Consider the following 26,487-nt stretch of genomic DNA (forward strand, 5'->3'; position numbering starts at 1 on the left):
CCCTTTCACCCAAGCCGATGGCCATCCGACTCCCCGGCGGGCCCGATCGTTCCGCGTCAAGCGGCCAAGGCCATCACGAGGGCGTCACACCGCCCGTGATGGCCTTGGCGTCCCCCCGCGGTCAGCTGCCGCCCCCACCGCCGCAGCCGCCGCCACCACCGCAACTGCTGCCGCCCCCGCTGCCGCAGCTGCTTCCGCTCGAACTCGAGCACGAGCTCCCCACGTACGTCGAACTCGCGCCGGACCCGCCGCCCGCCGACCCCGTCCCGTAGGCCTGGGTCATCAGCGCCGTGCGCAGCGTCAGGTCCGGGTGCGCCGACAGGCCGCCGAGGGCGACCAGCCCGACCGCGCCGCCCACCGCCACGGCCGGGCCGAGCGCCCCACCCCCGGTGTCACCCGAACGGGCGCTCTGCAGCGCGCGGTCCCCCTTGGCCGTGTTGCGGATCCGGCCGGACCGGGTCAGCAGCACCCCCAGCAGGGCCGTGACCACCAGCTGGAGCGTCAGCCAGCCGACGGGCGCGCCGATCGCGATCCCGTTGACCCAGCGGACGACCCCGATCAGGAACAGGACCAGCATCGGCACGATCCCCAGCCGCAGCCGCCGCTTCGCCACGTCGGGGTCGACGAGCAGCCCCTGCTCGCCCAGCCGGGTCGCGATCGACTTCACCGCGCCGGTCTGCGCGACGGTGGCCATGAGCAGGTTCAGCGTGCGCTTGCTGTAGCGGGACGCGTCCTCCAGGACGGCGGCGTCCACCGCGTTGGCCGAACGGGGCTTGCCGATCAGGCTGACGGTGCCGCGGCGCGTCGAGCGCAGGGCCTCGGCCTCGATCAGCCGGGCCAGCGAGGCCTCGACCACCCGGCGCGGCCCGCCGGACAGGTACGCGAGTTCGTCGATGCCGAGATCGCGTGCGGGCTCGTCTCCCCGACTGGCCCGCACGCGCATCCGGACGAAGACCGCGAACAGCAGGGCGACGCCCAGCGCGATCCAGTAGATCCTCAGGAATTCCGGGCCCGAGAGCCCCCACGGCTGGTCCACGGTCCACCCCCTACCGCTCTCGGCGGATCGAGTCCGCCAATCGAAAGGCAATCGTGTGCTGTGGAACACACCGCGACAAGGGGCTTGAGCAAGATTTAGGCTGGTATTGGGCGATTCTTAGGAGGACGTGGACCCGTCGACTCCGCCAGAACCCTCACCGTCGGTGCCCTTGCGCGAAAGCATGCTTCCTCCCAGGTCAGAGACGAATCCGGGTGGCGCCGCGGGGCGACGCCATCCGGTGCGGCGGTTCCAGTCTGCTGCACCGCGGTCGCCGTGTCGCCTGTTGCTTTGCGTATCCGTGCGATCGCGCAGCGGCGTTGTCGGCGCATTCCGCGTCAGTTCGCGGGCTCGTCCGCCAAACGCAGGCTGATGCTGTTGATGCAGTAGCGCTGATCGGTCGGAGTTCCGTAACCCTCGCCCTCGAACACGTGCCCGAGGTGGCTGTGGCAATTCGCGCACAACACCTCCGTGCGCACCATGCCCATCGCGCGGTCCTCGCGCAGGATGACGCGGTCCGCGGCCAGCGGGGAGAAGAACGACGGCCACCCGCAGTGCGAGTCGAACTTGGTCTCGCTGCGGAACAACTCCGTGCCGCACGCGCGGCACTCGTAGACACCGACGGTCTTGGTGTCCGTGTACTCACCGACCCAGGCGGGCTCGGTGCCGCCCTCGCGGAGCACCTTGTACTCGCTCGGGCTCAGGCTCTCCCGCCACTCCTGCTCCGAACGGACGTCCTTCGGCGTGGCGCCGACAACAGGTTCCATGCCTCCACGCTAATGCGATTCCGGGGCCGGGGTGGGTTGTGGGTATCTTACGGCTCAGCCGAACAGCACGGCGATGATCTCGCCGAGGCCGAACCACACGCTGATCAGCACGCCGAGCAGGATCAGCCCCACCACCAGCACGGCCACGAGACGTTGCTCACCGCTCGCGCGGTTCGCCGAATCGGCGAAGTCCGCGACCCCCGCGAGGTATCCCTCGACGGTGTAACCGGGGCGTTCCCGCTCCATCCGGTCCAGGTGTTCCGCGAAGGCCTTGGCCTCGGGATCCGCCGGATCGAGCCCGATGAGGTCGTCGGCGAACCGCTTCTCCGGTTCGTCGTCAGGTCTTTCCGCGCCTGGAAAGGTGGCCATCATCCGAGAATAGAGGTTCCTCAGCCCGCCAGGGCCAAAGCCGGTCGCACCGCGCCGACCGCCCGTCCGTGACCGAGGATCGGCACCGTCGCCAACGAGGTCAGCGACCCGACGTCCACGCCCAGCACCCGCAGCGCCGCCACGACCACCACGGCCCGCGCCCGGCTGGACCCGTCCGCGATCTTCAGCGCGACCGCCGACCCGTCGGGCAGCCCGATCGCGTACACGCCCTCGGCCCCGTCCTTGGCCATCGCGCCGGGCAGCGCGCGCATCAGGGCCGTGACGTCCCGGCCCGTGCCGCCCACGTGTTCCGGGTGGGCGTTCATGGCCGCCGCGACCCGGTGCTCCGGCGTCCCCTCCGCCGCGCCCGCCATCCTGCCGAACGCCCTGGCCAGCCCGTTCAGGCTGATGCCGAACAGCGGCGCCCCGCACCCGTCCACGCCGACCGCCCCGACCGGCTCGCCGGCCAGCTCCTCCAGCGTGGTGACGATCGCCAGCTGGAGCGGGTGTTCGAACGCGAGGTAGTCATCGGTGGACCAGCCGTTGCGCACGCAGGTCAGCAGCATCGCGGCGTGCTTGCCGGAGCAGTTCATGTACTCGGGCGCGGGGCCCCGGCCGGCCTTCAGGTGCGCGGCCAGCGCGGCCTCGCCGATGGGCAGGTCGGGCGTGCACTGGAGCGCGTCGACGGTCAGTCCCGCCGTGGCCAGGATCTTCCGGACGCCCTCGACGTGGAAGTCCTCGCCCGAGTGGCTGGCACAGGCCAGCGCCAGCAGCTCACCGTCCAGTTCCAGCCCGTTGCGCACCATCGCCAGCCCCTGCACCGGCTTGTTGGACGACCGCGGGAACGCCACCAGCTCCGGCCGCCCCACGCTCAGCACGGCCCGCCCGTCAGCGCCCAGCGCCACGACCGTGCCGTGGTGCACGGACTCCAGGAACTCGCCCCGCCACACCTCGGCCACCACCTCGTGCGCCACGCCGCCTCCTCAAGGACTGCCAACTGTCGACAGTTAACATGAGGTGACCGCCGCGGACCAGCCCTGGGAGACGCACGTGACACCCCCGCTCCACCTGAGCCTGGCAGGCCAGACCGTCGACGTCCTGCGCGAGCTGGTGCTGACCGGCGAGATCCCACCGGGCGAGCGGGTCAACGAGGTGGAACTGGCCCAGCGCCTGGGCATCAGCCGCGGCCCGCTGCGCGAGGCCATCCGCCACCTCTCCAGCGAGGGCTTGCTCGTGCTCGTGCCCAACAAGGGCGCCCACGTCCCCAAAGCCGACGCCGACGAGGTGCGCGCGCTCTTCGAACTCCGCACGGCCCTCGAATGCGCGGCGGCGGAACTGGCCGCCAGCAGGCGGACCGACAGGGACGTCGACCGGCTGCGCGAGGTCTGCGCCGAATCCCGCAGGACCCACCAGACGGGCGCCCGCTTCCCGTACCGCCTCGACCTGGCGTTCCACCAGGCGCTGCTGGACGCCGCCCGCAGCCCCCGCATCGCCGAACAGGTCCGCCTCGTCCAGCAGCGGGTCGTCCTGCTCCGCGCGGGCCTGAAGGACGACCCGCCGCACCAGCAGGCCTCGCTCGACGACCACGACGCGCTGGTGGCCGCCGTGGCCACGGGCGACACCCATCTGGCCAACCGCGTCATGCGCCGCCACCTCTCCAGGGTGCGGGCTCAGATGCTCACCGGCTTGGGGCCCTCATGACCGACCGGCCCCGGATGCGCCTGCACGCCGGCGAAGTCGAGGCCGCGGACTGGCACGTCGAAGAACTGTCCAACGTCCTGCGCCGACTGCGCGAAGCGGCACCCGACGTCACCGGCCGCCCCCTCCTCGTCGCCGTCGACGGCCGCGGCGGTGCGGGCAAGTCGACCCTCGTCCAACGCCTGTGCGAGTTCGTCCCCGCGTCCGGAGTCGTGCACACCGACGACATCGCCTGGAACCACGCCTGCTTCGACTGGGGGCAGCTCCTGACCGAGCACGTCCTCAAGCCCCTGCACCGGGGCGAGGCGGTGGAGTTCCGCCCGCGGGCCTGGACCGACCACGACCGACCCGGCACGATCCGCGTCCCGGCGGGCACCGACGTCGTGTGGATCGAGGGCACCGGCGTCATCCGCACCGAGCTGGCCCCGTGGCTCGACGCCTCGATCTGGGTGCAGGGCGACCTGGACGAGCAGGAACGCCGACTCGCGGCCCGCGACGGCGACTCGGCCGCCCAGCGTCAGCACATCGCCGCGTGGCTGGCCGAGGAACTCCCGTTCCTGCTCCGCGAACAGCCGTGGCGGAAGGCGACCATCGTCGTGGCGGGCACGATCGACCTCCCCCATGACCCGGACACCGAAATCGTCACCGCCGCCCGAGTGATTCGGTACTAGCCCGCGAGTCTTCGCATCTCATTGCGCACCGGTCTGCGATGCGGATCCATGAACCAATGCCACGTAGCTTAAGTTGATCATGGTGTTGTGTGGGGTTCTTGTTGTCGGTTCGGCGTGGTGACCTGGTGGTCGTGTCGGGGGCCGGCACGGTCTGCGGTGTGGACGCGGGTGTGGTGTCGCCGGATCAGGTGTCGTTGGGTGTGCTGGTGGCCGCGGTGTCACGGGACGCGGTGGATGACGCGGTCGCGGTGTGCGGTGTCGGTGCGAAACGATCGGACGGGAAACTGCCGCCGCATGTGGTGGCGTATCTGACGATGGCGCTGTGCCTGTTTCCCGAGGACGACTACACCGAGGTCGCGACCAGGGTCACCGGGTCGTTGGACCGGTGGGGATGCTGGAACGCGGACTGGGCCGTGCCGACCGCGAGTGCGATCACCCAGGCGAGGAAACGGTTGGGGCGCGGGGTGTTCCCGGAGATCTTCGAGCGGACCTGTGGTCCGGTGGCCGGTGACGCGTCGCCGGTGGCCGGGGCGATCGCGACGGGCCGGGGCCGGGGGTCGTGGTTGCGGGGATGGCGGGTGTTGGCGATCGACGGGTTCGACGTGGATGTGCCTGACACGCCGGGCAACGCGGCGGAGTTCGGATACGGCGGACCTACCGGGAAACGGTCGGCGTTCCCGAAGGCGCGGGTGGTGGCGGTGGCCGAGTGCGGCACGCACGCGTTCGTGGCCGCGGAGGTCGGTGCCTACGCGGTCGGGGGAGAAGACCCTGGCCGGGCGGCTCTATCCGCGGTTGCGGCGGGAGGAGTTGCTGACCGCGGACCGGAACTTCTACGGGTTCCGCGCGTGGGGGCTGGCCGCGGGGACGGGTGCGGCGTTGTTGTGGCGGGCCCCGACCCAACTGCGGTTGCCGGTCGTGCGGGTCCTGCCCGATGGGACCTACCTGTCGGTCGTGGTCGATCCGGCGCTGCGTGGAGGGCGTCGGGAGAGGGTGATCGCCGCGGCCGTGGCCGGTGAGGAGCTCGATCCGCGGGAGGGGCACCTGGTCAGGGTGGTTGAGTACGACGTGCCCGACCGTCTCGGGAACGGGGAGGGCGAGTTGATCGTGTTGTTGACCACGATCACCGACCCGGCCCACGCGCGTGCCGACGAGTTGGCGGCGGCCTATCACCAGAGGTGGGAGCAGGAGACGGCGAACGACCAGCTCAAGACCCATCTACGTGGGCCGGGCCGGGTGCTGAGGTCGCGGCTTCCGGATCTGGTGCACCAGGAGATCTGGGCCTGGTTGATCGTGCATCACGCGATCACCGCGTTGATGGCCAGGGCGGCCGAGGCTGCCGATCTGGATCCGGACCGGCTGTCCTATACCGGGGTCCTGCGTCTGGTCCGTCGTTCCGCCACCGGGACGGCGGACATTTCCCCCTGAGTGCTGGGCGCGGGCTCTGCCCGGTGTGCTGGCCCGGATCGCGGGGCTGCGGATTCCGCCGCGCCGTGAACGGACGTGTCCTCGTGCGGTCAAACGGTTCCGGCACAACAGTTACCGGATGAAAGAGCCCGACGAGCCCGCCAGTATCCGTCACGGCGGTCCTGCGACCGTCCGGCTGTATACCCTCAATCCCCAACAAGCATGATCAACTTAAGCTACGTGGCATTGATCCATGAACGCGGGCGGGTGGAATTCCGGGAGGCCGCCCGACACCCGGACCTCCCATTCGCTGTGGTGGATCAGCACGTGATGACGGCGGCACAACAACACCAGGTTGTCGACACTGGTATCCCCGCCCCGATGCCATTCCCGAATGTGATGGGCATCAGCCCAATTCGGCGGACGATCGCACATCGGAAAAGCACACCCGCCATCCCGCAGGTGCAACGCCCGCCGCAGATGCGGAGTCAACCGGCGCGACATCCGCCCGATGTTCAACATCTCACTGCGCTCACCCATCACGGCGGGGATGATTCCAGCGGTGCACGCGATCCGACGCGCCTCACCGGCACTGATCACGCTGCTGTCACCCAGGATCGCGGTCCCAACACCCGACACCAGGGTCTTGTAGTCGACGGTCACCGTGACATGCGGACGCTCACCGGCCTCGATCGGCAGATCCCGCGACCGCGACGCCAGACTCAGCACATCCGCCAACGCATCACCCTGCCGCTCGGGCAAGGTGCGGGTGTCCGGACCGGCGGCGTCGGCGGCGTGCGGCTTGGCCAACGGCCCGATCAACGCCCGCAACAACCCACCCTGCTCAGCACCCAACCGGCCACTGAACTCCACCCGACCATCCGCCTTCATCCGCAGATGCAACAGGTTCACCGGCTGAGCCGGCTCACGGTCATCGGGCTCACACCCGTCCTGGTCAATCCGCGCCCGGATACCGGCGGCCACCGCCCGCACCCCCGCGGGCTCAGCAGAACGGGCCACATCCACCAGGATCCGCTCCGCCTCCACGGGCAACCCGGCCATCACACCGACCAGCACATCCAGATGCGCCGACGACAACACGCCTTCGGCCACAGCCTTCGCCACCACAGGCAGCGGAACAGCCACCACGGCACCGGTCGGTGTGACCGATGGGAAAACCGCAGACGCTTGCGCCACCCACCGCTTTGCCTCACCGATATCCACCCGCACCACATGCTTGACCAACTCCGCCAAGCTCCGATAACCAGCCCGCGTCTCCAACCCGCGAGCCCGCGCCTCAGCCACCACCGCCAACACCGACGCGTGCGCGGACCGGGCGCGCTCAACCTCAACGCGCAGGGCATCCATCAGCCCCGCGTCGTCAAGCAGCCCCAATCCGTCCATATCCCAATAATATTATTGACCACCGGTCAAAACCATCCGAATAAACTATGAACTGCGGTTCTATCGAGTGATTCAAAGCAGCGGCACCGGCACGCCACCCGCCCGTACCCACAAGCCACCGCCATCAATGCCCGGCCAGGTGCTCCAGCAGCAGGGCCGTGGTCCGCTCCGCCGCCTCCTCCGGCACGAAGTGCCCCACCTGGTCGAGCACCTCGAACCGGTACGCCCCCGTCACCCAATCGCTGGTCGCCTGCGCCGCCTCCGGTCCCACGGCGTCGTCCTCGGACCCCCACAGGAACATCGTCGGCACCGACACCGGCTGGTAGTCGCCGGTGAACGTGTTCGCCCGGTACCAGTTCAGCGCCGCCGTCAGCGCCCCCGGCTCCGACAGCTGCCGCACGTACTGCTCCACCCTCTGCCTCGGGATCACCGCGGGCCAGCCCTGGCGCAGCCGCGCGGCCCCGTTGGCCAGCATTTCCCGTTCCGGCACCTCGGGCTGGCGCAGGTAGTCGAGCAGCGCGCTCCGCCGCTGCTGGTCCGGATCACTGCGCAGCGCCTCGGCGAACGCCCCCGGATGCGGCGCGGACACGGCGGTCAGCGTCCGCACCCGCAGCGGCAGCCGGGCAGCCGCCTCCCAGCCGACCACGGCACCCCAGTCGTGCCCGACCAGGTCGAACCGCCGCCACCCCAGCTGGTCGGCGATGGCCGCGACGTCGTCCACGCCGTGCTCCACCCGGTAGTCGTCGACCCGCTTGGGCCGCACGCCGGGGGAGTACCCGCGCTGGTTGGGCGCCACGGCGCGGTAGCCGTCAGCGGCGAGGGCGCGCAGCTGGTGCCGCCACTCGATCCCGCACTCGGGCACCCCGTGCAGCAGCAGGACCTTGCGGCCGTCGAGGGGACCGGCGGCGACCGCGTCGAACGTGCCAGCGGCAGTGGGGATCCGCAGCCTCGTCAACGCAGTGGCGTCGGTCGCGGTGCTGAGCTGGAAGACGTCGCGTCGTGATCGCATGACTACAGCCTGCGCTGGGCGCGGCCCGTGATCGATGGTGTGGGCACCCAACTAGGAACGGGGGGTAGCCCTACCGTCGTCGATCACCGTTGTGCGGTCGACGGACGTGCGGAACCGGACCTCCCCGTCCTCCACCCAGGCGCTGACCTGGAGTTCGTCGCCGGGGAACACCGGATGGACGAACCGGCCGCCCACCGCGACCACGGAGAGCGACTCGGCCAGCAGCCGCGCGGTGATCCCGTAGGTGGCCAGCCCGTGCAGGATCGGACGGGGGTAGCCGCCGCGCCGCGCGAACGCCGGGTCCCAGTGCAGCGGGTTGTCGTCGCCGGTCAGCCGGTACCGGTCGGCCTGGTCCGGCGAGGTGCGGAAGGCCAGTTCCACGTCCGGCGCGCGGGACGGGACGGGGTGCCGGACGGTCGTGCCGCGGGGGCCGCCGAACCCGCCCGCGCCGCGCACGAACAGCGACGCGCGGGTGCTGAACCGCGCGTCGCCCTCGGCGTGCCACTCGCGCACGACCAGCGATCCGGAGCCCTTGTCGAACACGTCGGTGTCCGTCCTGGTCACCGTGACCGCGCCCGCCATCGGCAGCTCGCCGGACAACGTCAGCGACTGCTCGGCGTGCAGCACCTGCGTGAGGTCGGCGTCCAGCCCGAACTGCGGCCCGCCGAACTGCGCGACCGCGATGGCGAACCCCGGCTGCATGCCGGTCCCGCCCACCGCGGCCGCGTAGCGCTCGACGTCGTCCGCGGTCCAGGACCGGACGACGGTGGTGCTCACCCCAGGGATCCGCTGACCTTGGCGTGGCCCTTGAGCAGGTTGCGGGCGATCGTGCGGCGCTGGATCTCGTCGGTGCCCTCGTAGATGCGCAGCAGCCGCAGCTCGCGGTACCAGCGCTCGATCGGCAGCTCGCGGGTGTAGCCCATGCCGCCGTGGATCTGGAGCACGCGGTCGACGATCTCGTTGGCCTTCACGCCGCCGTAGAGCTTCGCCATCGACTGGGCCTGCCGCGAGTCGGCGCCCTGGTCGACCAGCCACGCGGCGTGCAGGACGAGCCAGCGCAGCGCCTCCGTCTCGACCGCCGAGTCCGCGATCATCCACTGGATGGCCTGGTACTCGGCGATGGGCTGGCCGAACGTGACGCGGCTGTTGGCCTGCTCGATCGCCATCTCCACCAGGCGTTCCACCGAGCCGATGGCCCGCGCAGGCAGCAGGTAGCGGCCCGCGCCGATCCACTGCATCGCCATGGCGAAGCCCTGGCCGACCTCGCCGAGGATGTTCTCCTCCGGCACCCGGACGTCCTCGAACACCAGCGCGGCCGGACCCCACTGGCCCATGGTCGGGATGGGCTCGGACTTCCAGCCCATCTCGCGGTCGACGAGGAAGCAGGTGACGCCCCCGTTGGCGCCCTTCTCCTTGTCCGTCACGGCGAACACCATCACGAAGTCGGCCTCGTTGCCGCCGGTGATGAACGTCTTCTCGCCGTTGATCACCCACTCCGCGCCGTCCTTGCGCGCGGAGGTGCGGATCGCCTTGGCGTCCGACCCGGCGCCGGGCTCGGTGATCGCGAAGCACGACTTGCGCTCACCGGAGATCGTCGGGAGCAGGTAGCGCTCCTTCTGCTCGGCGTTGCCGTGGTACAGGATGTTGTCCGCGTTGCCGCCGAAGCGGAACGGCACGAACGAGCGGCCCAGCTCGGCCTCGATCAGCGCCGTCATCACCGCGCCCATGCCCATGCCGCCGTACTCCGTCGGCGTCTGCACGCCCCAGAAGCCCGCCTTCTTCGCCTTCTGCTGCAACGCGTCCAGCTCTTCGAACGTCAGGCCGGGCTGGTTCGCGCGTTCCCTGCGGAGCACTTCCGGCTCCAACGGGATGATCTCCTTGCGCACGAACGTGCGCACCCAGTCCCTGATCTCCTTCTGCTCCTCGTCGAGCGCGAAGTCCATGGTGTTCCTCGTTTCAGAATGCGTTGACGCCGGTCAACGCCCGGCCGATGAGCAGTTTCTGGATCTGGCTGGTGCCCTCGTAGAGGGTCGTCACGCGGGTGTCGCGCAAGTACTTCCCGACCGGGTACTCGTCGATGTAGCCGTACCCGCCGAAAACCTGGATGGCGCTGTTCGCGGCCCGCACGGCCGCCTCGCTGGCGTAGAGCTTCGCCATGGACGCCTCGGTGCCGAACGGCAGCCCGCGGTCGGCCAGGTCGGCGACCCGCCACGTGAGCAGCCGGGCCGCGTCCGTCTCGACCGCCATGTCGGCCAGCAGTTCCTGCACGAGCTGGTAGGAGGCGATGGGCTTGCCGAACTGCTCGCGCTCGGCGGCGTAGCGCAGGCTCGCCTCCAGCGCGCCGCGCGCGGCCCCGACGCAGCCCGCCGCCACGGACATCCGGCCGCGGTCGAGCGCCGCCATGGCGATCTTGAAGCCGGTGCCCTCGTCGCCGAGCCGGGCGCTGTCGGGCACCCGGACCCGGTCGAAGGCGAGTTCGGCGGTGGCTTGGCCGCGCATGCCGAGCTTGCCGTGGATCTCGGTGGCCTCGAACCCGTCGGAGTCGGTCGGCACCAGGAACGCCGTGATGCCCCTGGGCCCCGGCCCGCCGGTGCGGGCGAACAGCAGCACGACGTCCGCCCACGTCCCGTTGGTGATGAACACCTTCCGGCCGGTGATCAGCCAGTCGTCGCCGTCGCGTTCGGCCCTGGTCGCGAGCGACCCGGCGTCGGAGCCCGTCTCCGGCTCGGTGAGCCCGAAGCAGCCGACCAGCCCGCCCGAGCACAGTCCGGGCAGCCACCGCCGCTTCTGCTCCTCGGTGCCCTGTTTGAAGATCGTCTTGCCGACCAGTCCCAGTGAGACGGAGATGATGCCGCGCACGGCCGAGTCGCCGCGCGCGATCTCCTCCAGCACCAGGCAGTAGGCCAGGTTGTCGCCGCCGGAACCGCCGTACTCCTCGTCGACGCCGAGACCGAGGAACCCGACCTCGCCCAGCTTCGGCACGAGCGCGCGGTCGATGGCCTCGTCGCGGTCCCACCGCAGGGCGAAGGGGACGATCCGCTCGTCGGTGAAGCGCCGGGCCAGCTCCTGGAGCTGGCGGTGCTCGTCGGACAGGCTCAGATCCACGCCACTACCTCCTAAACCGAACGGCGTTAGGTATAACGTAGGCGCGTCGGAGAACCCAGTGCAAGGGGGCCCCATGCCTCGACCGAGCATCCCCATCCTCAGCGGGGACCGCATCCGGAAGGTCGCGCTCGGCATCATCGACCGCGAGGGCCTGGACGGGCTGTCGATGCGCAAGCTCGCCACGGAGCTGGGCGTGCGCGCCCCGTCGCTGTACGGGCACGTGGCCACCAAGGACGACCTGCTGCACGAGATCGCCAGCGCGGTGCTGGAGGACGTCGACGTGTCCGGTTTCGAGGACGGCGACTGGCGGCGCGGCCTCGTCGTCAGCGCCCGCTCCTACCGGGCCGCGCTGTCGCAGCACCCGAACATCGTGCCGTTCCTCGCCTACGGCCCGGCCGGTCGCGACGCCTCGTTGCGGCGGCTCGACGTGATGCACGGCGCCCTGGTCGACGCGGGCTGGCCGCGACGGCACGCGACGATGATCGCCGCCTCGCTGATGTACCTGGTGTTCGGCGCCGCGCTGAGCACGTTCTCCAACGGGTTCTCCACCGACGCGTCGGTCTACCAGGGGCGTTACCCGCACCTGGACAAGGCCCACCTGCTGTCCACGGTCGCGGGGGAGTTGGACCGGGACAGCTTCGAGCTGGCGCTCAGCGCGTTCGTCGAGGGGCTGGGGCTACTTCGCGTGTCCGCGGACCTCGAGGTGCGCGAGTAGTTCCACGGTCGCCGCGGTGATCTGGTCCACGGCCCGTTCGAACGCCTCCGCGTTGTGCGCCGCGGGCGCCCGGAACCCGGACACCTTCCGCACGTACTGCAGGGCAGCGGCGCGCATGTCGCCTTCGGTGACCTCGTCCTCGAAAGGCGGGCGGAGCGTCTTGATGCTTCGGCACATGAGGCCATTGTCCTTTACCCTGCCCGTGTGGCCCAGGCTTTAGAACTAGAAGTCCCCGGTCCGCACGGTGTGCGCACCGTGCGGGTATCCAATCCGGACAAGGTGTACTTCCCCGAGCGCGGCATCACCAAGCGCCAGGTGGTCGAGTACTACCTCGCCGTGGCCGAACCGCTGCTGGGGGTGCTGCGCGACCGCCCGACCACGCTGAAGCGGTTCGTGGACGGCGTCACCGGCGAGGCGTTCTACCAGAAGCGCGTGCCGAAGAACGCCCCCGAGTGGCTCGAGACCGCGCGCATCAAGTTCCCCTCCGGCCGCCCCGCCGACGAGGTCTGCCCCACCGAGCCCGCCGCCATCGCCTGGGCGGCCAACCTCGGCACGTTCGACTTCCACCCCTGGCCCGTCCGCAGGCCGCTCGTCGACAACCCGGACGAGCTGCGCGTCGACCTCGACCCCCAGCCCGGCACCGACTTCCGCGACGCGGTCGAGGTCGCCACCGTGCTGAACGAGGTCCTGTCCGAACTGGGCATGACCGGCTACCCCAAGACCTCCGGCGGCCGCGGCGTCCACGTCGCCGTCCGCATCCGCCCGGAGTGGGACTTCGTCGAAGTCCGCCACGCCGTCATCGCCCTCGCCCGCGAGGTGGAGAACCGGATGCCCACCCAGGCCACCACCTCGTGGTGGAAGGAGGAGCGCGGGGAGAAGGTCTTCATCGACTTCAACCAGGCCGCCAGGGACCGCACCATCGCCTCCGCCTGGTCCGTCCGCGGCACCCCCCGCGCCACCGTCTCCACCCCCGTCACCTGGGCCCAACTGTCCACAGTGGACCCCGACGACTTCGACGTCCTCACCGTCCCGGCGTACCTCGCCGAACACGGCGACCCGCACGCGGCACTGGACTCGGAGGCCTTCGGCCTGGAGACGCTGCTCGAGTGGTACGCCAAGGACGACCGCGGCGAGATGCCCTACCCGCCCGACTACCCGAAGATGCCCGGCGAGCCCATGAGGGTGCAGCCGTCGAAGGCGAAGAAGCCCACGGAGTAGCTACCGCGCCGCCCAGTCCCGGAACGCCCGCGCGATCGCGGGCGCGTCGGTGCCGGGGCTGGTGAGGCGGAAGACGACGCGCGTGTCGTCCTTCTGCACCGCGCCCGGCAACGTCAGCGCGAACGGCGTCTGCTGCTTGCTCGCGCTCGTCAGCGTCGAGCCGCCGACCCACAGCGTGGCGGTCCGCCGGTCCAGGACGGTCAGCCGGATCGGCGACCTCGCGGCCAGCGGCGCCACCTGGAACCCGAGGTCGCGCACCATGAGGTCCACCAGCGCCGGGGCCGTCGAGGCGGGGTCGCGGGCCAGGTAGTCCTGCAACCGCCGGGTGACGTCGTCGCGCAGCACCGGTCCGTTGGCCGTGGTCCGGTCAAACCGCACGAGCGTCTCGGACCCGTCCTCGGGGCGGACCAGGGTGACCTCGGTGCACCCCACGGGCAGGACTACTCGGTAAGCGGCCATGAGCGACCGTACTTCGCGGTAATGCGCTCCGCAGCACAGGCGGATCCGCGTAGCATCGACGCCGTGTCGAGGACCACCGCCACCACCATGTGCGGCCGGATGATGTCGTCCGGCTTCCTCCGCATGTCCTGACCCGCCAACGCAGACCGGGACCGACGCCAACGCGTTGAAGAACGTGCACAGCGCGGAGGCCGAGGGCGTGACGCCCGCGGTGTACGTGGAGCGGGTCGCGGAGCGGTTCCGCGCGCTCGGTGTCGCGCTGGAGACCAGGTTCGACGACTTCATCCGCACCGGCTCCGACCCACGGCACGGGCCGGGGGTGGCGGAGTTGTGGGCGGCGTGCGCCGGTTGAGCCGGTACCAGGAGCGGGTCGAGGAGTTGGTCGCCGACGAAGTGATCCGGGTGGAACCGCTGTCCCGCAAGAAGGAGGTGCTGGCGTTCGTCCGATCAGGACTGGACGACTCCAGCGTCAGCCGCAGCACGGCCCGCGCCCGAGGGTGGGGCATCTCGGTGCCGGGCGATCCGGGCCAGGTGGTCTACGTCTGGTTCGACGCGCTCGCCAACTACATCACCGCGCCGGGATACGGCACCGACGACGCGGGCTACCGGTACTGGTGGGACGGCGCCGACGAGCGGGTGCACGTGATCGGCAAGGGGATCATCCGGTTCCACGCCGTGTACTGGCCCGCGATGCTGCTGTCCGCCGGGCTCCGGCCGCCGACGACGATCTTCGTGCACGAGTACCTGATCGCGGGCGGCGAGAAGATCAGCAAGTCCCTCGGCAACGCCGAGGACCCGGCCGACATCGTCGCCGCCCACGGCTCCGACGCCGTCCGCTGGTGGCTGCTGCGCGAGGTCGCGCGGGCGGGCGACACCGACTACACCGCCGAACGACTCGTGGCCCGCGCCAACGAGGACTTGGCCAACAACATCGGCAACCTGGTCAACCGCACCGCCACCATGATCGCCAAGTTCGGCCCCGCCATCGGCCACGATCCACGCGCGACAGACCTCCGCGCGGCCCGTGCGGAGGCCACGGGCACGATCGACCGGGCGTTGGCGGACTTCGACTTCCGGCGCGCGGTCGAGGCGGTCACCCGGATCGCCACCGAGGCCAACCGCCACATCCAGACCACCAAGCCGTGGGCGCTGGCGAAGCAGGGGAGTCCGGAGCTGCCCGCCGTGCTGGGCGAGCTGCTCACGACGTGCCGCGAGATCGCCGACCACCTGACACCGTTCCTGCCCGCAGCGGCCGCCCGGATCATGGCGCAGTGCGCCGGGGCGCCGATCGCTCCGGTGTTCCTGCGGCTGTGAGCCGGTGGGGCCTCCCTGGCACAGGAGGCCCCAACGCGCCGCTTGGAAAGTCCGTGAAGTTAATTCCTCAGGTGCAGTCGCATGCCAACCCTGTGGTCGGCTTCGACGTCGTGTGCGATCAGCTCGACAATCGGTTGTCCGCGCTTCAAGAAGTAGCCGGACAGGTCGAAATCATCCTGGTCCTCCACCAACCCGATCGCGTCGTAGTCCACCCGCGTGCCGGGCGGCAGGGTGATCCGGTAGTTCAAGTGGTCAAGCGATCGGCTGACCAGGATGGTGAAGGCATCCGGTTCGTCCTGCTGCATGAGCGTTGCCGACTTCCCCGGCCAGGTGTAGTCCAGGCGCAGCCTGATCCGGTCACCTCGTACCGGCGGGGTGGACAAGCAGTGGGCGAGGATTTCGAGGCGGCCGTCCTCCAACCAGTGGAACGTCTCACTCCACCGAGTGCGCCCTACGCCTTCGACCTCGAACGCGGCCAGGACCGAGTGAACTTTCGCACGCATCTTCACCGGCTGCTTGCAGTGCGCCCCCAAGACGATTCGAAGAAAATGGAGTACTTCCGCGTCCACGGTCGCGTGAATCGTGATGGAACCCTTCTCGTCACCATTCGGCGCGATGTCGATGACTTCCGACCAGTGGTGGATGTGCCACATGTGGTCCATTTGGTCGGTCAGGACGGCGCAGTAGTGGGACAGCAGAAGGCGATGACGGCCTGCCTGCGAACGCAGAGTTCTATGGTGCGTGGTCAGCAGCACGAGCACTCCGAGCAGGCACAGGGTGGCGATCACCAAAGCCCCTGCCTTGATGGCGGTTGTGCCGAAGACGGCGCTCAGGAGACTCGCGAAGGCGAGAATCCCCAGTGTTGCCCTGATGAGTCCCGCGATGCCTGTATCGGTCAGGTAGTCATCGAGGAAGTCGATGAACCCATGCAGCACGGGCGCCTCCACAGCCAGGTCCTCGACAAACCGGGAGACCAGCGTGGCTGGTGGTGCTGTCGCTGTCACCGCAACATGGCGATGGCGATCGAGTGGCGGACGATCCGGCAGACCATCACCGCCGTGCGCCCTGAGATGCGTTCCCATGCGGCCGTTGTACGGGAAAGCCGCGATGACTCGAGCTACCTCGGTGGTCCCAAGTCCGTCTTCCTCCACACCGAGGGCTGAGCGACCACCCATCGGCGCTCCCGCACCATCCCCTCATCGGTGTCGATATCCACCACAGCCCCGCTGACCTGTGCTTCCACGCCCCGAACCCCTGAGCCAACCGGCTGGAAGTCGCCTGGGTTCGCCCTGAACGCGCATCCGCCCTCGTACGATGGGCTGGACGGTCGAGGCTAGGGAGTGGGAGGTCGCGATGACTCATGCCTATGTGGTCCGGTTCGTCGGTGGGCCTCTGGACGGTCGGGTGGATTCGCTGGCGGAGCCGCAGGCCGAGCCGAAGCCGACGTTGACGCACGTCCACCTGCACGGCGGGCCGAAGATCGTGCACCACTACGACCTGCAGTACGCGGTCGAGTACGGGTGCGAGTACCGGTTGCGGGACGTCGAGGAAGACGCGGGCTGAGTTTCCAAGCAAGACGCATGCCGGAAACAAAGCGTAGACACGCCGACATGCGGGGTTTACCGTGTCTTTAATGTGAGAGCGCTCTCACAGTGTGAGTCCCTGCAGCTCCACTGGAGGTCCCCTGTGCGTTCCACCCGACCACGCCTGGCCGCGTTCGCCGCGGCCTTGATCGCGGCCGCCGCGATAGCCGTCATCCTGCCGCCCGCCGCCAACGCGGTCGCGGTCGGCGCGGGCAGCTACGACACCGAACGACCCGCGGGAACCGTCGGCCCGTCGAACTCCGACGGCGCGCCCGTGACGCCGAAGGTCACCTCGCGGATGGCGGGCCAGCCGGTGCCGACCAACGAGTGGTGGTCGTCGCTGGTCTGGCAGCGCTACGCGGGCAACCCGTACGGCGAGAACCTCTACGCGCACCCGATGTCGTTCCACGCCGCGGCCCAGGGCCTCGGTGTCGGCTACCCGAACACGGCGGCGGTCGTCTCCAACGGCACCGCCTACGAGATGGCGCACCGCGACGACCTGTTCGTCGGCGTCTCCGGCCTCAACGCGCCCGGTGTGGCGGTCGACGGCTGGTCGGACTGGACCGTCAGTCCACTGTGGACCGGAGGTGGGCGCACCCTGCGCGCCACCATCGGCCACGGCCTGCCGTACGTGTTCGCGGAGGCGACCGGCGGCACCGCCCGCGTCGGCTTCAACGCGACCGCGACGGTGTGGAGCAACACGACTCCCGGCGTGCTCGGGGTGACGATCAACGGCCACGACTACGCGGCGTTCTCGCCCAGCGCGTGGACCGTCTCCGGATCGGAGGCGACCTCGTCCGCGGCGTTCTTCTCGGTGGCGCTGCTGCCGTCGCGCGACGCGCTCGCGCTGTTCCAGAAGTACGCGTTCTCCTTCGTCACCGACACCAAGGTGGCGTGGTCCTACAACGCGGCCACCGCGCAGTCGTCGGCGACCTACTCCGCGACCACGGTCGCGCGGCAGGGCACCCAGACCGGCACGCTCCAGGCGCTCTACCGCCACCAGTGGCTGAACTCGACCGACGCGGTCACCGCACACCGCTACGCCTCGCCGCGCGGTGAGATGCGGCTGCGCGAGGGCGGCTCGTTCACGACGAGGCAGGCGTTCAGCGGCGTGCTGCCCGCGCTGCCGCTGTCCAGCCAGGCCGACACCTCGCGGCTGCGCTCCGAGATCGACGCCGAGTTGAACGCCGCGGACCCGTGGAAGGGCGCGACGGACACCTACTGGACCGGCAAGGCGCTCAACCGGCTGTCGAACCTGGCCCGGATCGCTAACCAGATCGGCTACACCGCGGGCCGCGACCGGCTGATCACGCTGGTGCGCGACCGGCTCAGCGACTGGCTCACCGCCACGCCGGGGGAGGCGGGCAGGCACTTCGCCTACGACTCGACGTGGGACACCCTGATCGGCTACCCGGCGTCGTTCGGCTCCGACAGCGAGCTCAACGACCACCACTTCCACTACGGCTACTACGTCCTGGCCGCGGCCGTCGTCGCGCAGCACGACCCGGCGTGGGCGGCGGACGCCCGCTACGGCGGCATGGTCAAGCTGCTCGTCAAGGACGCCAACAACTACGACCGCTCCGAGAGCCGGTTCCCGTTCCTGCGCACGTTCGACGCCTACGCGGGCCAGAACTGGGCGTCCGGGCACCAGGGGTTCGCGGCGGGCAACAACGAGGAGTCGTCCTCGGAGTCGATGATGTTCGCGACCGCCGCGGTGCTGTTCGGCCAGGCGACCGGCGACAACGCCCTGCGCGACGCGGGCATCTACCTGTACACGACCCAGCAATCGGCCATCGGGCAGTACTGGTTCAACAAGGACAACGCGGTGTTCCCGGTGGCTTTCCCGCACAGCACGGTCGGCATCGTGTGGGGCAACGGCGGCGCGTACAGCACGTGGTGGACGGCGAACCCGGAGGAGATCCACGGCATCAACATGCTGCCGATCACCGGCGGCTCGCTCTACCACGGGGCGTGGAAGGCCGACATCATCCAGAACATCAACGAGATGCGGGCCAACAACGGCGGCACGGAGGTGGAGTGGAAGGACGTCATCACCGAGTTCCTCGCCATCGCCGACCCGGCGCAGGCGCTGGCGAACTACGGGGGCGGGTTGGAACCGGAGGCCGGTGACTCCCGGCCGCACGCCTACCACTGGATCACCTCGCTCAACACCTACGGCACGCCCGACCACTCGGTCACCGCGAACGTCCCGACCTACGCGGTGCTGAACAAGGGCGGCGCGAAGACGTACGTGGCCTACAACGCGGGCGCGACCGCGGCGACGGTGACGTTCTCCGACGGCCAGGCGCTGTCCGTCCCGGCGGCGTCGACCGGTTGGCGCGGCCCGGCGGGTTCCGGCGTCGACTCGGGCACGGGCGGCACCACGACACCGCCGACCACCACCACGACCACCACGACGACGACCACCACGACCACGCCGCCGTCGGGCAGCCGCAACGCGTACGCGGCCATCCAGGCGGAGTCGTTCGACGGGCAGAACGGCGTGGTCACCGAGACCACGACCGACACCGACGCGGGGCAGAACATCGCCGCGCTCCGCAACGGCGACTGGGCGCTGTTCCGGGGAGTCGACTTCGGCTCCGCCACCGGGCGGCAGTTCAGCGCGCGCGTCGCCAGCGGTGCCGCCGACGGCGTGAGCGGCCTGGTCGAGGTCCGCACGGGCAGCCCCACGGGGACCGTGCTCGCCTCGTTCGCGCTCGCCAACACCGGTGGCTGGCAGACGTGGCGCACGGTGCCCGCGAACATGTCCGCGCTGACCGGCAAGCAGGACGTGTACCTGACCTTCACGAGCGGGCAACCGGCCGACTTCGTCAACGTCAACTGGTTCTCGTTCGGGCAGTAATCCGCCGCCGCTTCATCCCTTGAGGAGGAAGCTGACATGCGCAGGAGGCTACGAGGAGTCATCGGGGCCACGGCCACGACGATCGCGGTGCTCGCGATCGGCGTGGTCGTGTCCTACCAGCCCGCGGGAGCGGGGCCGCAGCACGGCAGCCACCCCGGTGCCGTCGACCAGCAACAGGCCCAGGCCATCAAGGACCAGGTCGGGGCCTTGGGCGTCTCGGAGTTCCGGGTCGCCTGCACCAGCAGCCACCGGGCGGGCAACGACCCGATCGTCTTCCCCGGTCAGACCGGCGTCTCGCACGTCCACGAGTTCTTCGGCAACCGGTCGACGAACGCGAACTCCACGATCACGTCGCTCAAGGCCGCGACGACGAACTGCAACCCGGTCGCCGACCTGTCGGCGTACTGGGTGCCGACGCTGTACAAGAACGGCCAGCCGGTCGCGCCGGAGAGCGTGACGGTCTACTACCAGGGCATCCACGACATGGCGCAGGCCAAGGCGCCGCCGCAGGGCCTGCGGTACGTGGTGGGCAACAGCAAGGCGGTCAGCCCCGCCGAGAACCCGTCCGCGCGCTGGTCGTGCACCACGCAGAGCCCGTCGAGCCCCGACTTCCTGAACTGCCCGGCGGGTACGAAGCTGGAGACCTACCTGGACTTCCCGACCTGCTGGGACGGCCGGAACCTGGACTCCGCGAACCACCGCGACCACGTGGTGTTCTGGGCGGGCAGCTGCCCGAGCACCCACCCGGTCGTGCTGCCCCGGCTCGAACTGCTGATCACCTACCCGGTGAACGGCGGCGGCCTCTCGCTCGGCGGGACGGTCAACGGGGTCAACACGACGACCGCACCCGGTTACACGTTCCACGGCGACTTCATGAACGCCTGGGACGCGAACGAGCTCCAGCGCCGGATGACCAACTGCATCAACCCCGGCCGCAAGTGCGGCACGGACGGCAACCCCGCCTGATCGCGGGCGAGCACCGGCGGGCGGCCCAGCCGTCCGCGGGTGTCCTGTGTGGACGGACGCCGGTTCGGTCCGCCGCATGGTTCGATCGGCGCCGCAACGGGCAGTATCCGTGCATGGAACGCGAACCGCTCGTCCAGGTGGGGCTCGTCGTGGCCGCGGTGGCGGTGTCCGCCATCGGACCGAAGAGCTACGGCACGTGGCTGCTGGAGGTGGCGCCGATCCTCATCGCGCTGCCGATCCTCGTGCTGACCCACCGCCGGTTCCCGCTGACCCGGCTCACCCGCTGGCTGGTCGTCGGCCACGCCGTCGTGCTGGCCGTCGGCGGCCACTACACCTACGCCGAGGTCCCCGTCGGGTTCCGGGTGCGGGACCTGTTCGAACTCCAGCGCAACCCCTACGACCGGTTCGCCCACCTGGTCCAGGGGTTCGTGCCCGCGATCGTCGTTCGCGAACTCCTGCTGCGCCGAACGCCGCTGCGCCGGGGCCGCTGGCTGTTCGCCCTGGTCACCGCGACCTGCCTCGGGATCAGCGCCGCCTACGAGCTGCTGGAGTGGGCCGGGGCCGTCGTCGGCGGCGACTCGGCGGAGGACTTCCTTGGCACGCAAGGGGATGTGTGGGACAGCCAGTGGGACATGCTGCTTGCCCTACTGGGTGCCCTCAGCGCACAGTTGGCGCTGGGTCGGGTGCACGACCGGCAGCTCTCGCGGATGCCGATGGCGAAACTGTCGGTGCCATAAGGCAGTCTGCACCCGGTTGGGAAAATCAAGATCGTTTTTGGAGGGCAGATGGCACAGGGCTCGTTGTCACCGCAGGATCTCGACCACCTGCGCGCGGAGCTCGCCGAGGGGCGCCAGCCCGCTGTCTGGTTCACCTCGGCCGCGGTCGGGGTTGAGGCCGGGCGCTCGGCGAAGGTGATCTCGTTCACCGAACCCGAGGAGGGCGACTTCATCCAGGTCCGCCCGACGGGCGACCGGGACGAGATCTCGTTCTCCCCGGCCGAGTTGACCACCGAGAAGCCCGCGCGCAAGAAGGCGCCCGCGCCCAAGCCGCCGGTCAAGGAGGAGGAAGAACCGCCGAAGCCGGTGGAGATCGAGCACGTCTACACGCCCGCTCCGCCGCCCGTGGTGGAGAAGCCCAAGCCCGCCCCGGTCAAGGCCGCTCCGGTCGCCCGCAAGGGGGCGAAGCCCGCCGAGGTCACCATCACGCTCACGTCGACCATCGAGGGCGAGTGGGCGGCCGAGGTCCTCGTCGGCGTCAAGCGCACGCTGAGGCAGGCGACCCTGACCCCGAGCGCCGTGGCTCAGGCCGCGAAACTCCTCCACCCGGAGGTCGCCGCGGCGGTCGACGCCGTGCTCAACGCGGCCCGTGAAACCCATCTCGCGCGGGTGGAACAGCTGCGGGCTGAGCTGGAAGTGGCCCAGCGCGCATTGGATGAGCTGTCCGGCTGACAAGTTCGAAGCAGGTGAACACGTATTGCGACGTATTGATGATTCACCGTTCGCGATCGAGTGAAGGTACTTCCCCTGGCTAGCGGTAGGGCGGACGGTGAGGTCGAAATACCTTCGGTGCTGGAGGTCCGCTCGATCACGGGGAGGCCATTATGGCGGTAGAGATCACGACGGTGGAACAGGCTCAGCTCGGGGGCTGCAACTGCTGTGGTGGATGCACCGGCCCAGGTTGCGGGTGTTGCTCGAGCTGTTGACGTGATGGTGGTGACGGCCCTGGTCCCCTTGTGGGATTGGGGCCGTTGCTGTTTTTGGAGGGTGAGGGGGAATATGTGAGGGGGGCTCGGGGGAGGGGATGGGGTGGAATTGTTGGGGGTTAGTGGCGAGGGATCTTTGAGAGGGTTTGAGGGGGTGGGTGCTGTGCTTCGGCACTGGGCCTCAGCAGCTCGGAACAGGTCAGCGGTGCCCGCCGTTCTCCGGGTTCGGCCGACTTGACTTGGCCCCCTCTTTTCGGCCCTCGGCGGTCTTGAAGGGCAGGTGGTGAAGCTCAGCCCGACGCCGCGAGGGTAGGGCCGAAACCCCAAGTGAAGTCGGCCGAACAAGATGCGGGCGCGCTCGGTCGAGGTGGGGCGACCGGCTGCTGGTTGGGTCTGCTGTTGTGTGGCAGGGCCTGGAATTGTCGGACCCCCTGAGTACCTTGGGAATCGGGGGGTTCTCACGTCCGGGGGACCTCTACTGGCACGTGCCGGCTGCGCCGCGCCGACTGGCTGCGGGGCCGGCAGCTGGTGTCACGGTGGGCAGACGGTGCCGTTGGCGGGGACCTTGGCGTCGATGAGGAAGTCCTTCGCGGCGGTCGTGGCGCATTGCGACAGGCCGAGCGCGCCGTGGCCTCCGCCTTGCCATCCGACGACGACACCGGCCGGTAGTTGGCCCGCGGCGCGTTCCGTTCCCTGTTGTGGTGTCACGGGGTCGGTGGCGGTGCTGATGACGAGGATCGGTGGTGCGCCGTTCAGGGTGGGGACCTTGAGCGGTGAGGGCACGGGGAACGAGGCGCACAGGAGCAGGCGTTGGGCGTAGAGGGCGCCGAAGAGGGGGTGTTTTTCGCGCCAGTCGGTGGTCAGCACGGTCACGCGGTCCGGGGGGATGCGGGTTGACGTGTCGTTGCAGCCGGTGACGAGGGCGGCGTCGAGGCGGGGTGGGTTCTCGTTGACGTCGGCGACCAGGGGTTCGACGAGCGAGATCAGCGCGGTGGCGTCGCCCGCCTTGGCGGCGACGATGGCGTCGGCCAGTTGGGGCCAGCGGGCGCGGTCGGCGAGGCCGAGGAGTACGGCCTGGGAGGCGGTGCCGGGGGTGACGCGGATGCCGAGGACGCGTTGGTTGCTGCCGCGCAGCTGGTCGAGCAGGGCGGTGAACTCCTGCTTGGCGTTGGCGCCGAGTGCGCAGCCGCGGACGGCGCAGTCCTTGGCGAACGCGTCGAACGTGGCCTCGGCGGCGACGGCCTTGGCCTCGGCGGCGCCGATCGCGTCCAGGGTGGGGTCGGGGGCGCCGTCGAAGACCATGCGGCCGACGCGGGTCGGGAAGCGGCTCGCGTACAGGGTGAGGACCCTGGAGCCGTCGCCGACGCCGATGGCGTTGAGCTTGCCGACGCCGAGCGCCTCGCGCAGCTTCTCCAGGTCGGCGGCCGCGCGCCAGGAGTCCATCGCGGTCAGCCGGTTCTCCAGGTCGAGCACGCATTCCTGGCTGGCGGTGGTGATGGCGCCGCGCAGGTCCGCGTTGTCGGTGGCGGCCGGGTCGAACTCGACGATGTCGAGGCGGGCGGTCTCGGGGACGCAGGTGACGCCGTCGGAGTTGCCGGTGCCGCGCCGGTCGACGCCGATGAGGGTGAACCTGGTGAGCACCTCGGGCGGCAGCGAGGAGGCGAGCCTGGCGGCCTTGAGGGTGCCGGGTTCGCCGTCGGGGTCGCTGACGACGACCAGCGGGCTCTTGCCGGTGCCCGCCTTGAGCACCGAGACGCTGAGGCTGCCGCGGCCGGGCCTGCTCGGCGCGTCGAGCACGGACGTCAGGCGCGCGCACTGGAACGAGCCGCCCCGCGGAGCGTTGGGGCCGAGCCGGACCACGGTGGGGTCCGTGCACTCCTGCCACTTCAGGCCGCTGTCCTTGCCGTCCTCGAGGTCCGGCACGGGCTGCTGGCCCGACGGCGCGGCCTCGGTGGGCGTCCCGCTGTCGCCGCGCACGGCGATCACCGGGCGGATCGACGGTCCGGCGCTGCACGCGCTCAACGCGGTGATCACGACCAGCGGCAGCAGCAGGGCGGCGTGGTGCCGACGCGGCACGGGTGTTCCTCGCTCTCGGCGGAAATGCGGCGGAAATGCGACCGGACAGGGCGAAAGGGTCGCACGGTCCAGGTGAGACTTCGGTGAGCGGAGCGTGCCCGACCAGTGGATATCGGGGTGCGCGAATCCTCTTCGGACCGGCAGGATGAGCCGGTGGCGATGGCACAGGCGGGACCGGCGTCGGAGCGGCCGGTCGGGGGACCAGGGGGCTTTCCCGCCGCGGTCCGGGTGCTCGGGGCGGTGCCGCCGCCCGCGCTGGTGCTGCTGGGGATCGTCAGCGTCCAGGTCGGCGCGGCGCTGGCGAAGCAGCTGTTCGCGCTCGCGGGCGCGTCCGGCACGGTGGCGCTTCGGCTCGGGTTCGCGGCCGTCGTGCTGGTGCTCGTCTGGCGGCCGTCGGTGCGGATCGGCGGGCGGATGCTGCTCACCGTGATCGGCTACGGCGTGGTGCTCGGGTCGATGAACCTGCTCTTCTACCAGGCGATCGAGCGGATTCCGCTGGGCGCGGCGGTGACCATCGAGTTCCTCGGCCCGCTGGCGGTCGCGGTGATCGGGTCGCGGCGGTGGGTCGACGGCCTGTGGGCGCTGCTGGCCGCGGGCGGTGTGGTGCTGCTGACCCGCTCCGACGGCGGGCTGGTGTGGACCGGGGTGCTGTTCGCGCTGCTCGCGGGCGTCTGCTGGGGGAGCTACATCCTGGTCGCGGCCTCGTTGGGCAGCCAGTCCGCCGACGGGCGGGGGCTCGCGCTCGCGATGGTGTTCGCCGCGCTGGTGGTGCTCCCGTTCGGCGTCGACGACCTCAGCGCGGCCCTGCTCGACCCGCTGGTGCTGCTCGCGGGCCTCGGCGTGGCGCTGCTGTCGACGGTGGTGCCGCACTCGCTGGAGCTGGAGGCGCTGCGCCGCATCCCGCCGCGGGTGTTCGGCATCCTGATGAGCCTGGAACCGGCGATGGCCGCGCTCGTCGGCCTGGTCGTGCTCGGCGAGGCCCTGAAGCCGCCGCAATGGGTCGCGGTGTGCCTCGTGGTGCTCGCCTCCGCGGGCGCGACCCGGACCGCTAGGCCGGTTTGACCTCGCCGCGCAGCACCGAGTCCACGTCGTAGCGGGCGGGCTGGTCGAGCTGGTCGTAGCGGCACGAGTCGGCCTCGCGGTCCGGGCGCCACCGCGCGAACTGGCCGTTGTGCCGCAGCCGCGCCGGGTGCGCGCCCTCGGTCTGGGTGTAGGAGACCTCCAGCACGCGCTCGGGCCGCAGCGCGATCCACGACGCGTGCTCGCCGCGCCAGCGGTTGATCACACCGGGCAGCCTGCGGCCGTCCTCGGCGTCCGGGCCGAGCCACGGGTGGTCGTCCTCGGTGATCAGCTCGCGCAGCTCGTCGGCCAGTTCCCGGCGGCGGTCGGCCTTGAACGAGCCGACGACGCCGATGTGGTGCAGCACGCCCCGGTCGTCGTGCAGGCCGAGCAGCAGCGACCCGACGGCCGTGCCGGGTTCGGTGTCCTTGTGCCAGCGCAGCCCGGCGACCACGCAGTCGGCCGAGCGGGCGTGCTTGACCTTGATCATCGACCGCTTGCCCGGCGTGTACTCCGAGGCCGCGGGCTTGCCGATCACGCCGTCCAGTCCGGCGCCCTCGAACAGCTCGAACCACTGCTTCGCCAGCTCGACGTCGGTGGTCGCCGGGGTCAGGTACAGCCCGTCACCGGGCTTGACCAGCGCCACCAGCGCGTCGCGGCGCTCGGTGCAGGGCTTCTCCATCAGCACCTCGTCGCCGAGCGCGAGCAGGTCGAACGCGACGAAGGCCGCGGGGATCTGCTCGGACAGCAGCGCGATCCGGCTGGCCGCCGGGTGGATGCGCTCCGACAGGGCGTCGAAGTCCAGCTTGTCGTCCTTCGCGACCACCAGCTCGCCGTCGAGCACCACCCGCTCGGGCAGCGTCCGGAGCATCGCGGCGACGACCTCGGGGAAGTACCTGTTCAGGGGCTTCCCGCTGCGCGACTGGAGCACCACCTCGTCGCCGTCGCGGAACACCAGGCAGCGGAACCCGTCCCACTTCGGCTCGAACAGCAGGTCCTTGCCGGACGGGATCGCGTCCACGGCGGTCGCGAGCATCGGCTGCAGCGGTGGGCTCAGGGGTAGCGGCACGGG

At 70.3% G+C, this 26,487-nt stretch carries 25 protein-coding genes and 2 pseudogenes; 13 read left to right on the plus strand and 14 right to left on the minus strand.

Annotated elements, in window-relative coordinates:
* Positions 1-121 precede the first annotated feature (121 nt).
* The 4 genes from RM788_RS37235 to RM788_RS37250 form a co-directional block, all read right to left on the minus strand.
* Positions 122-1,036, minus strand: coding sequence for a TIGR04222 domain-containing membrane protein (locus tag RM788_RS37235; protein ID WP_315923997.1), 915 nt, complete (start codon positions 1,034-1,036; stop codon positions 122-124).
* Between the two features lie 335 nt (positions 1,037-1,371).
* A complete protein-coding gene (msrB, locus tag RM788_RS37240) occupies positions 1,372-1,800 on the minus strand; it encodes a peptide-methionine (R)-S-oxide reductase MsrB (protein WP_315923999.1) in 429 nt (142 codons plus the stop codon).
* A gap of 54 nt (positions 1,801-1,854) precedes the next feature.
* Positions 1,855-2,169, minus strand: a complete 315-nt coding sequence (locus tag RM788_RS37245) for a hypothetical protein (RefSeq protein WP_315924001.1) — start codon at positions 2,167-2,169, stop codon at positions 1,855-1,857.
* Between the two features lie 20 nt (positions 2,170-2,189).
* Complete coding sequence (locus RM788_RS37250) at positions 2,190-3,143, minus strand: asparaginase (protein WP_315924003.1); 954 nt, start codon at positions 3,141-3,143, stop codon at positions 2,190-2,192.
* Between the two features lie 76 nt (positions 3,144-3,219).
* Between RM788_RS37250 and RM788_RS37255 the strand changes: the two genes are divergently transcribed.
* The 3 genes and pseudogenes from RM788_RS37255 (at position 3,220) to RM788_RS37265 (ending at position 5,963) form a co-directional block, all read left to right on the plus strand.
* A complete protein-coding gene (locus RM788_RS37255) occupies positions 3,220-3,870 on the plus strand; it encodes a GntR family transcriptional regulator (protein WP_315924005.1) in 651 nt (216 codons plus the stop codon).
* Positions 3,867-4,538, plus strand: coding sequence for a uridine kinase family protein (locus RM788_RS37260; protein ID WP_315924007.1), 672 nt, complete (start codon positions 3,867-3,869; stop codon positions 4,536-4,538). The genes RM788_RS37255 and RM788_RS37260 overlap by 4 nt, the downstream gene beginning before the upstream one ends.
* A 125-nt stretch (positions 4,539-4,663) precedes the next feature.
* Positions 4,664-5,963: pseudogene (locus tag RM788_RS37265) on the plus strand (IS4 family transposase).
* Positions 5,964-6,173: 210 nt separating this feature from the next.
* Here the strand turns inward: RM788_RS37265 and RM788_RS37270 are convergent.
* The 5 genes from RM788_RS37270 to RM788_RS37290 all read right to left on the minus strand — a co-directional run bounded on the left by RM788_RS37270 (position 6,174) and on the right by RM788_RS37290 (position 11,460).
* Positions 6,174-7,346 (minus strand): HNH endonuclease signature motif containing protein, encoded by a 1,173-nt coding sequence (locus RM788_RS37270; protein ID WP_315924009.1) that lies wholly within the window; start codon positions 7,344-7,346, stop codon positions 6,174-6,176.
* A 124-nt stretch (positions 7,347-7,470) separates the two neighbouring features.
* Complete coding sequence (locus RM788_RS37275) at positions 7,471-8,355, minus strand: alpha/beta fold hydrolase (protein WP_315924011.1); 885 nt, start codon at positions 8,353-8,355, stop codon at positions 7,471-7,473.
* 51 nt (positions 8,356-8,406) lie between these two features.
* The gene (locus RM788_RS37280) at positions 8,407-9,132 is read right to left on the minus strand and encodes a MaoC/PaaZ C-terminal domain-containing protein (protein WP_315924013.1); all 726 of its coding nucleotides are present in this window, start codon (positions 9,130-9,132) and stop codon (positions 8,407-8,409) included.
* On the minus strand, positions 9,129-10,298 hold the full coding sequence (locus tag RM788_RS37285) for an acyl-CoA dehydrogenase family protein (RefSeq protein WP_315924015.1): 1,170 nt from the start codon (positions 10,296-10,298) through the stop codon (positions 9,129-9,131). Before RM788_RS37285 ends, RM788_RS37280 begins: the two co-directional genes overlap by 4 nt.
* A gap of 13 nt (positions 10,299-10,311) precedes the next feature.
* The gene (locus RM788_RS37290) at positions 10,312-11,460 is read right to left on the minus strand and encodes an acyl-CoA dehydrogenase family protein (RefSeq protein ID WP_315924017.1); all 1,149 of its coding nucleotides are present in this window, start codon (positions 11,458-11,460) and stop codon (positions 10,312-10,314) included.
* A 73-nt stretch (positions 11,461-11,533) separates the two neighbouring features.
* Between RM788_RS37290 and RM788_RS37295 the strand changes: the two genes are divergently transcribed.
* Positions 11,534-12,175 carry a TetR/AcrR family transcriptional regulator gene (locus RM788_RS37295; protein WP_315924020.1) on the plus strand — a complete coding sequence of 214 codons (642 nt, stop codon included), beginning with the start codon at positions 11,534-11,536 and terminating at the stop codon, positions 12,173-12,175.
* Here RM788_RS37295 and RM788_RS37300 read toward each other — a convergent pair.
* A complete protein-coding gene (locus RM788_RS37300; protein ID WP_315924021.1) occupies positions 12,137-12,352 on the minus strand; it encodes a DUF2277 domain-containing protein in 216 nt (71 codons plus the stop codon). The two genes, RM788_RS37295 and RM788_RS37300, sit on opposite strands and share 39 nt — an antisense overlap.
* 27 nt (positions 12,353-12,379) lie before the next feature.
* Between RM788_RS37300 and ligD the strand changes: the two genes are divergently transcribed.
* Positions 12,380-13,393, plus strand: coding sequence for a non-homologous end-joining DNA ligase (ligD, locus tag RM788_RS37305; RefSeq protein ID WP_315924024.1), 1,014 nt, complete (start codon positions 12,380-12,382; stop codon positions 13,391-13,393).
* On the opposite strand, the gene RM788_RS37310 is transcribed toward ligD, so the two are convergent.
* On the minus strand, positions 13,394-13,852 hold the full coding sequence (locus RM788_RS37310; RefSeq protein ID WP_315924026.1) for a hypothetical protein: 459 nt from the start codon (positions 13,850-13,852) through the stop codon (positions 13,394-13,396).
* 157 nt (positions 13,853-14,009) lie between these two features.
* Between RM788_RS37310 and RM788_RS37315 the strand changes: the two are divergent.
* Positions 14,010-14,204 (plus strand): annotated as a pseudogene (locus RM788_RS37315) (class I tRNA ligase family protein); the annotation flags it as partial.
* The gene (locus RM788_RS37320; RefSeq protein WP_315924028.1) at positions 14,192-15,166 is read left to right on the plus strand and encodes a methionine--tRNA ligase; all 975 of its coding nucleotides are present in this window, start codon (positions 14,192-14,194) and stop codon (positions 15,164-15,166) included. The pseudogene RM788_RS37315 and the gene RM788_RS37320, both read left to right, overlap by 13 nt.
* Positions 15,167-15,225: 59 nt before the next feature.
* Here RM788_RS37320 and RM788_RS37325 read toward each other — a convergent pair whose 3' ends face one another.
* Entirely contained in the window at positions 15,226-16,248 is a 1,023-nt protein-coding gene (locus tag RM788_RS37325; RefSeq protein WP_315924030.1) for a hypothetical protein, read from the minus strand.
* Positions 16,249-16,570: 322 nt separating this feature from the next.
* Here RM788_RS37325 and RM788_RS37330 point away from each other — a divergent pair, with 322 nt between their 5' ends.
* The 5 genes from RM788_RS37330 (at position 16,571) to RM788_RS37350 (ending at position 22,026) form a co-directional block, all read left to right on the plus strand.
* A complete protein-coding gene (locus tag RM788_RS37330; protein ID WP_315924032.1) occupies positions 16,571-16,729 on the plus strand; it encodes a DUF8847 domain-containing protein in 159 nt (52 codons plus the stop codon).
* A 123-nt stretch (positions 16,730-16,852) separates the two neighbouring features.
* Complete coding sequence (locus RM788_RS37335) at positions 16,853-19,612, plus strand: glycosyl hydrolase (RefSeq protein ID WP_315924034.1); 2,760 nt, start codon at positions 16,853-16,855, stop codon at positions 19,610-19,612.
* 36 nt (positions 19,613-19,648) lie between these two features.
* Positions 19,649-20,578: a DUF1996 domain-containing protein gene (locus RM788_RS37340; protein ID WP_315924035.1), complete on the plus strand. Its 930-nt coding sequence runs from the start codon at positions 19,649-19,651 to the stop codon at positions 20,576-20,578.
* A 113-nt stretch (positions 20,579-20,691) separates the two neighbouring features.
* Positions 20,692-21,315, plus strand: coding sequence for a DUF2238 domain-containing protein (locus RM788_RS37345; protein ID WP_315924037.1), 624 nt, complete (start codon positions 20,692-20,694; stop codon positions 21,313-21,315).
* A 48-nt stretch (positions 21,316-21,363) separates the two neighbouring features.
* A complete protein-coding gene (locus RM788_RS37350) occupies positions 21,364-22,026 on the plus strand; it encodes a DUF6319 family protein (protein WP_315924038.1) in 663 nt (220 codons plus the stop codon).
* A gap of 785 nt (positions 22,027-22,811) precedes the next feature.
* Here the strand turns inward: RM788_RS37350 and RM788_RS37355 are convergent.
* Entirely contained in the window at positions 22,812-24,356 is a 1,545-nt protein-coding gene (locus RM788_RS37355; protein WP_315924040.1) for an alpha/beta fold hydrolase, read from the minus strand.
* A gap of 159 nt (positions 24,357-24,515) precedes the next feature.
* Between RM788_RS37355 and RM788_RS37360 the strand changes: the two genes are divergently transcribed.
* A complete protein-coding gene (locus RM788_RS37360) occupies positions 24,516-25,418 on the plus strand; it encodes an EamA family transporter (RefSeq protein WP_315934855.1) in 903 nt (300 codons plus the stop codon).
* Here RM788_RS37360 and RM788_RS37365 read toward each other — a convergent pair.
* Entirely contained in the window at positions 25,405-26,484 is a 1,080-nt protein-coding gene (locus tag RM788_RS37365) for an ATP-dependent DNA ligase (RefSeq protein WP_315924043.1), read from the minus strand. The two genes, RM788_RS37360 and RM788_RS37365, sit on opposite strands and share 14 nt — an antisense overlap.
* Positions 26,485-26,487 lie beyond the last annotated feature (3 nt).

Origin of the sequence: Umezawaea sp. Da 62-37 (assembly GCF_032460545.1) — a bacterium.
Classification (GTDB): Bacteria; Actinomycetota; Actinomycetes; order Mycobacteriales; family Pseudonocardiaceae; genus Umezawaea.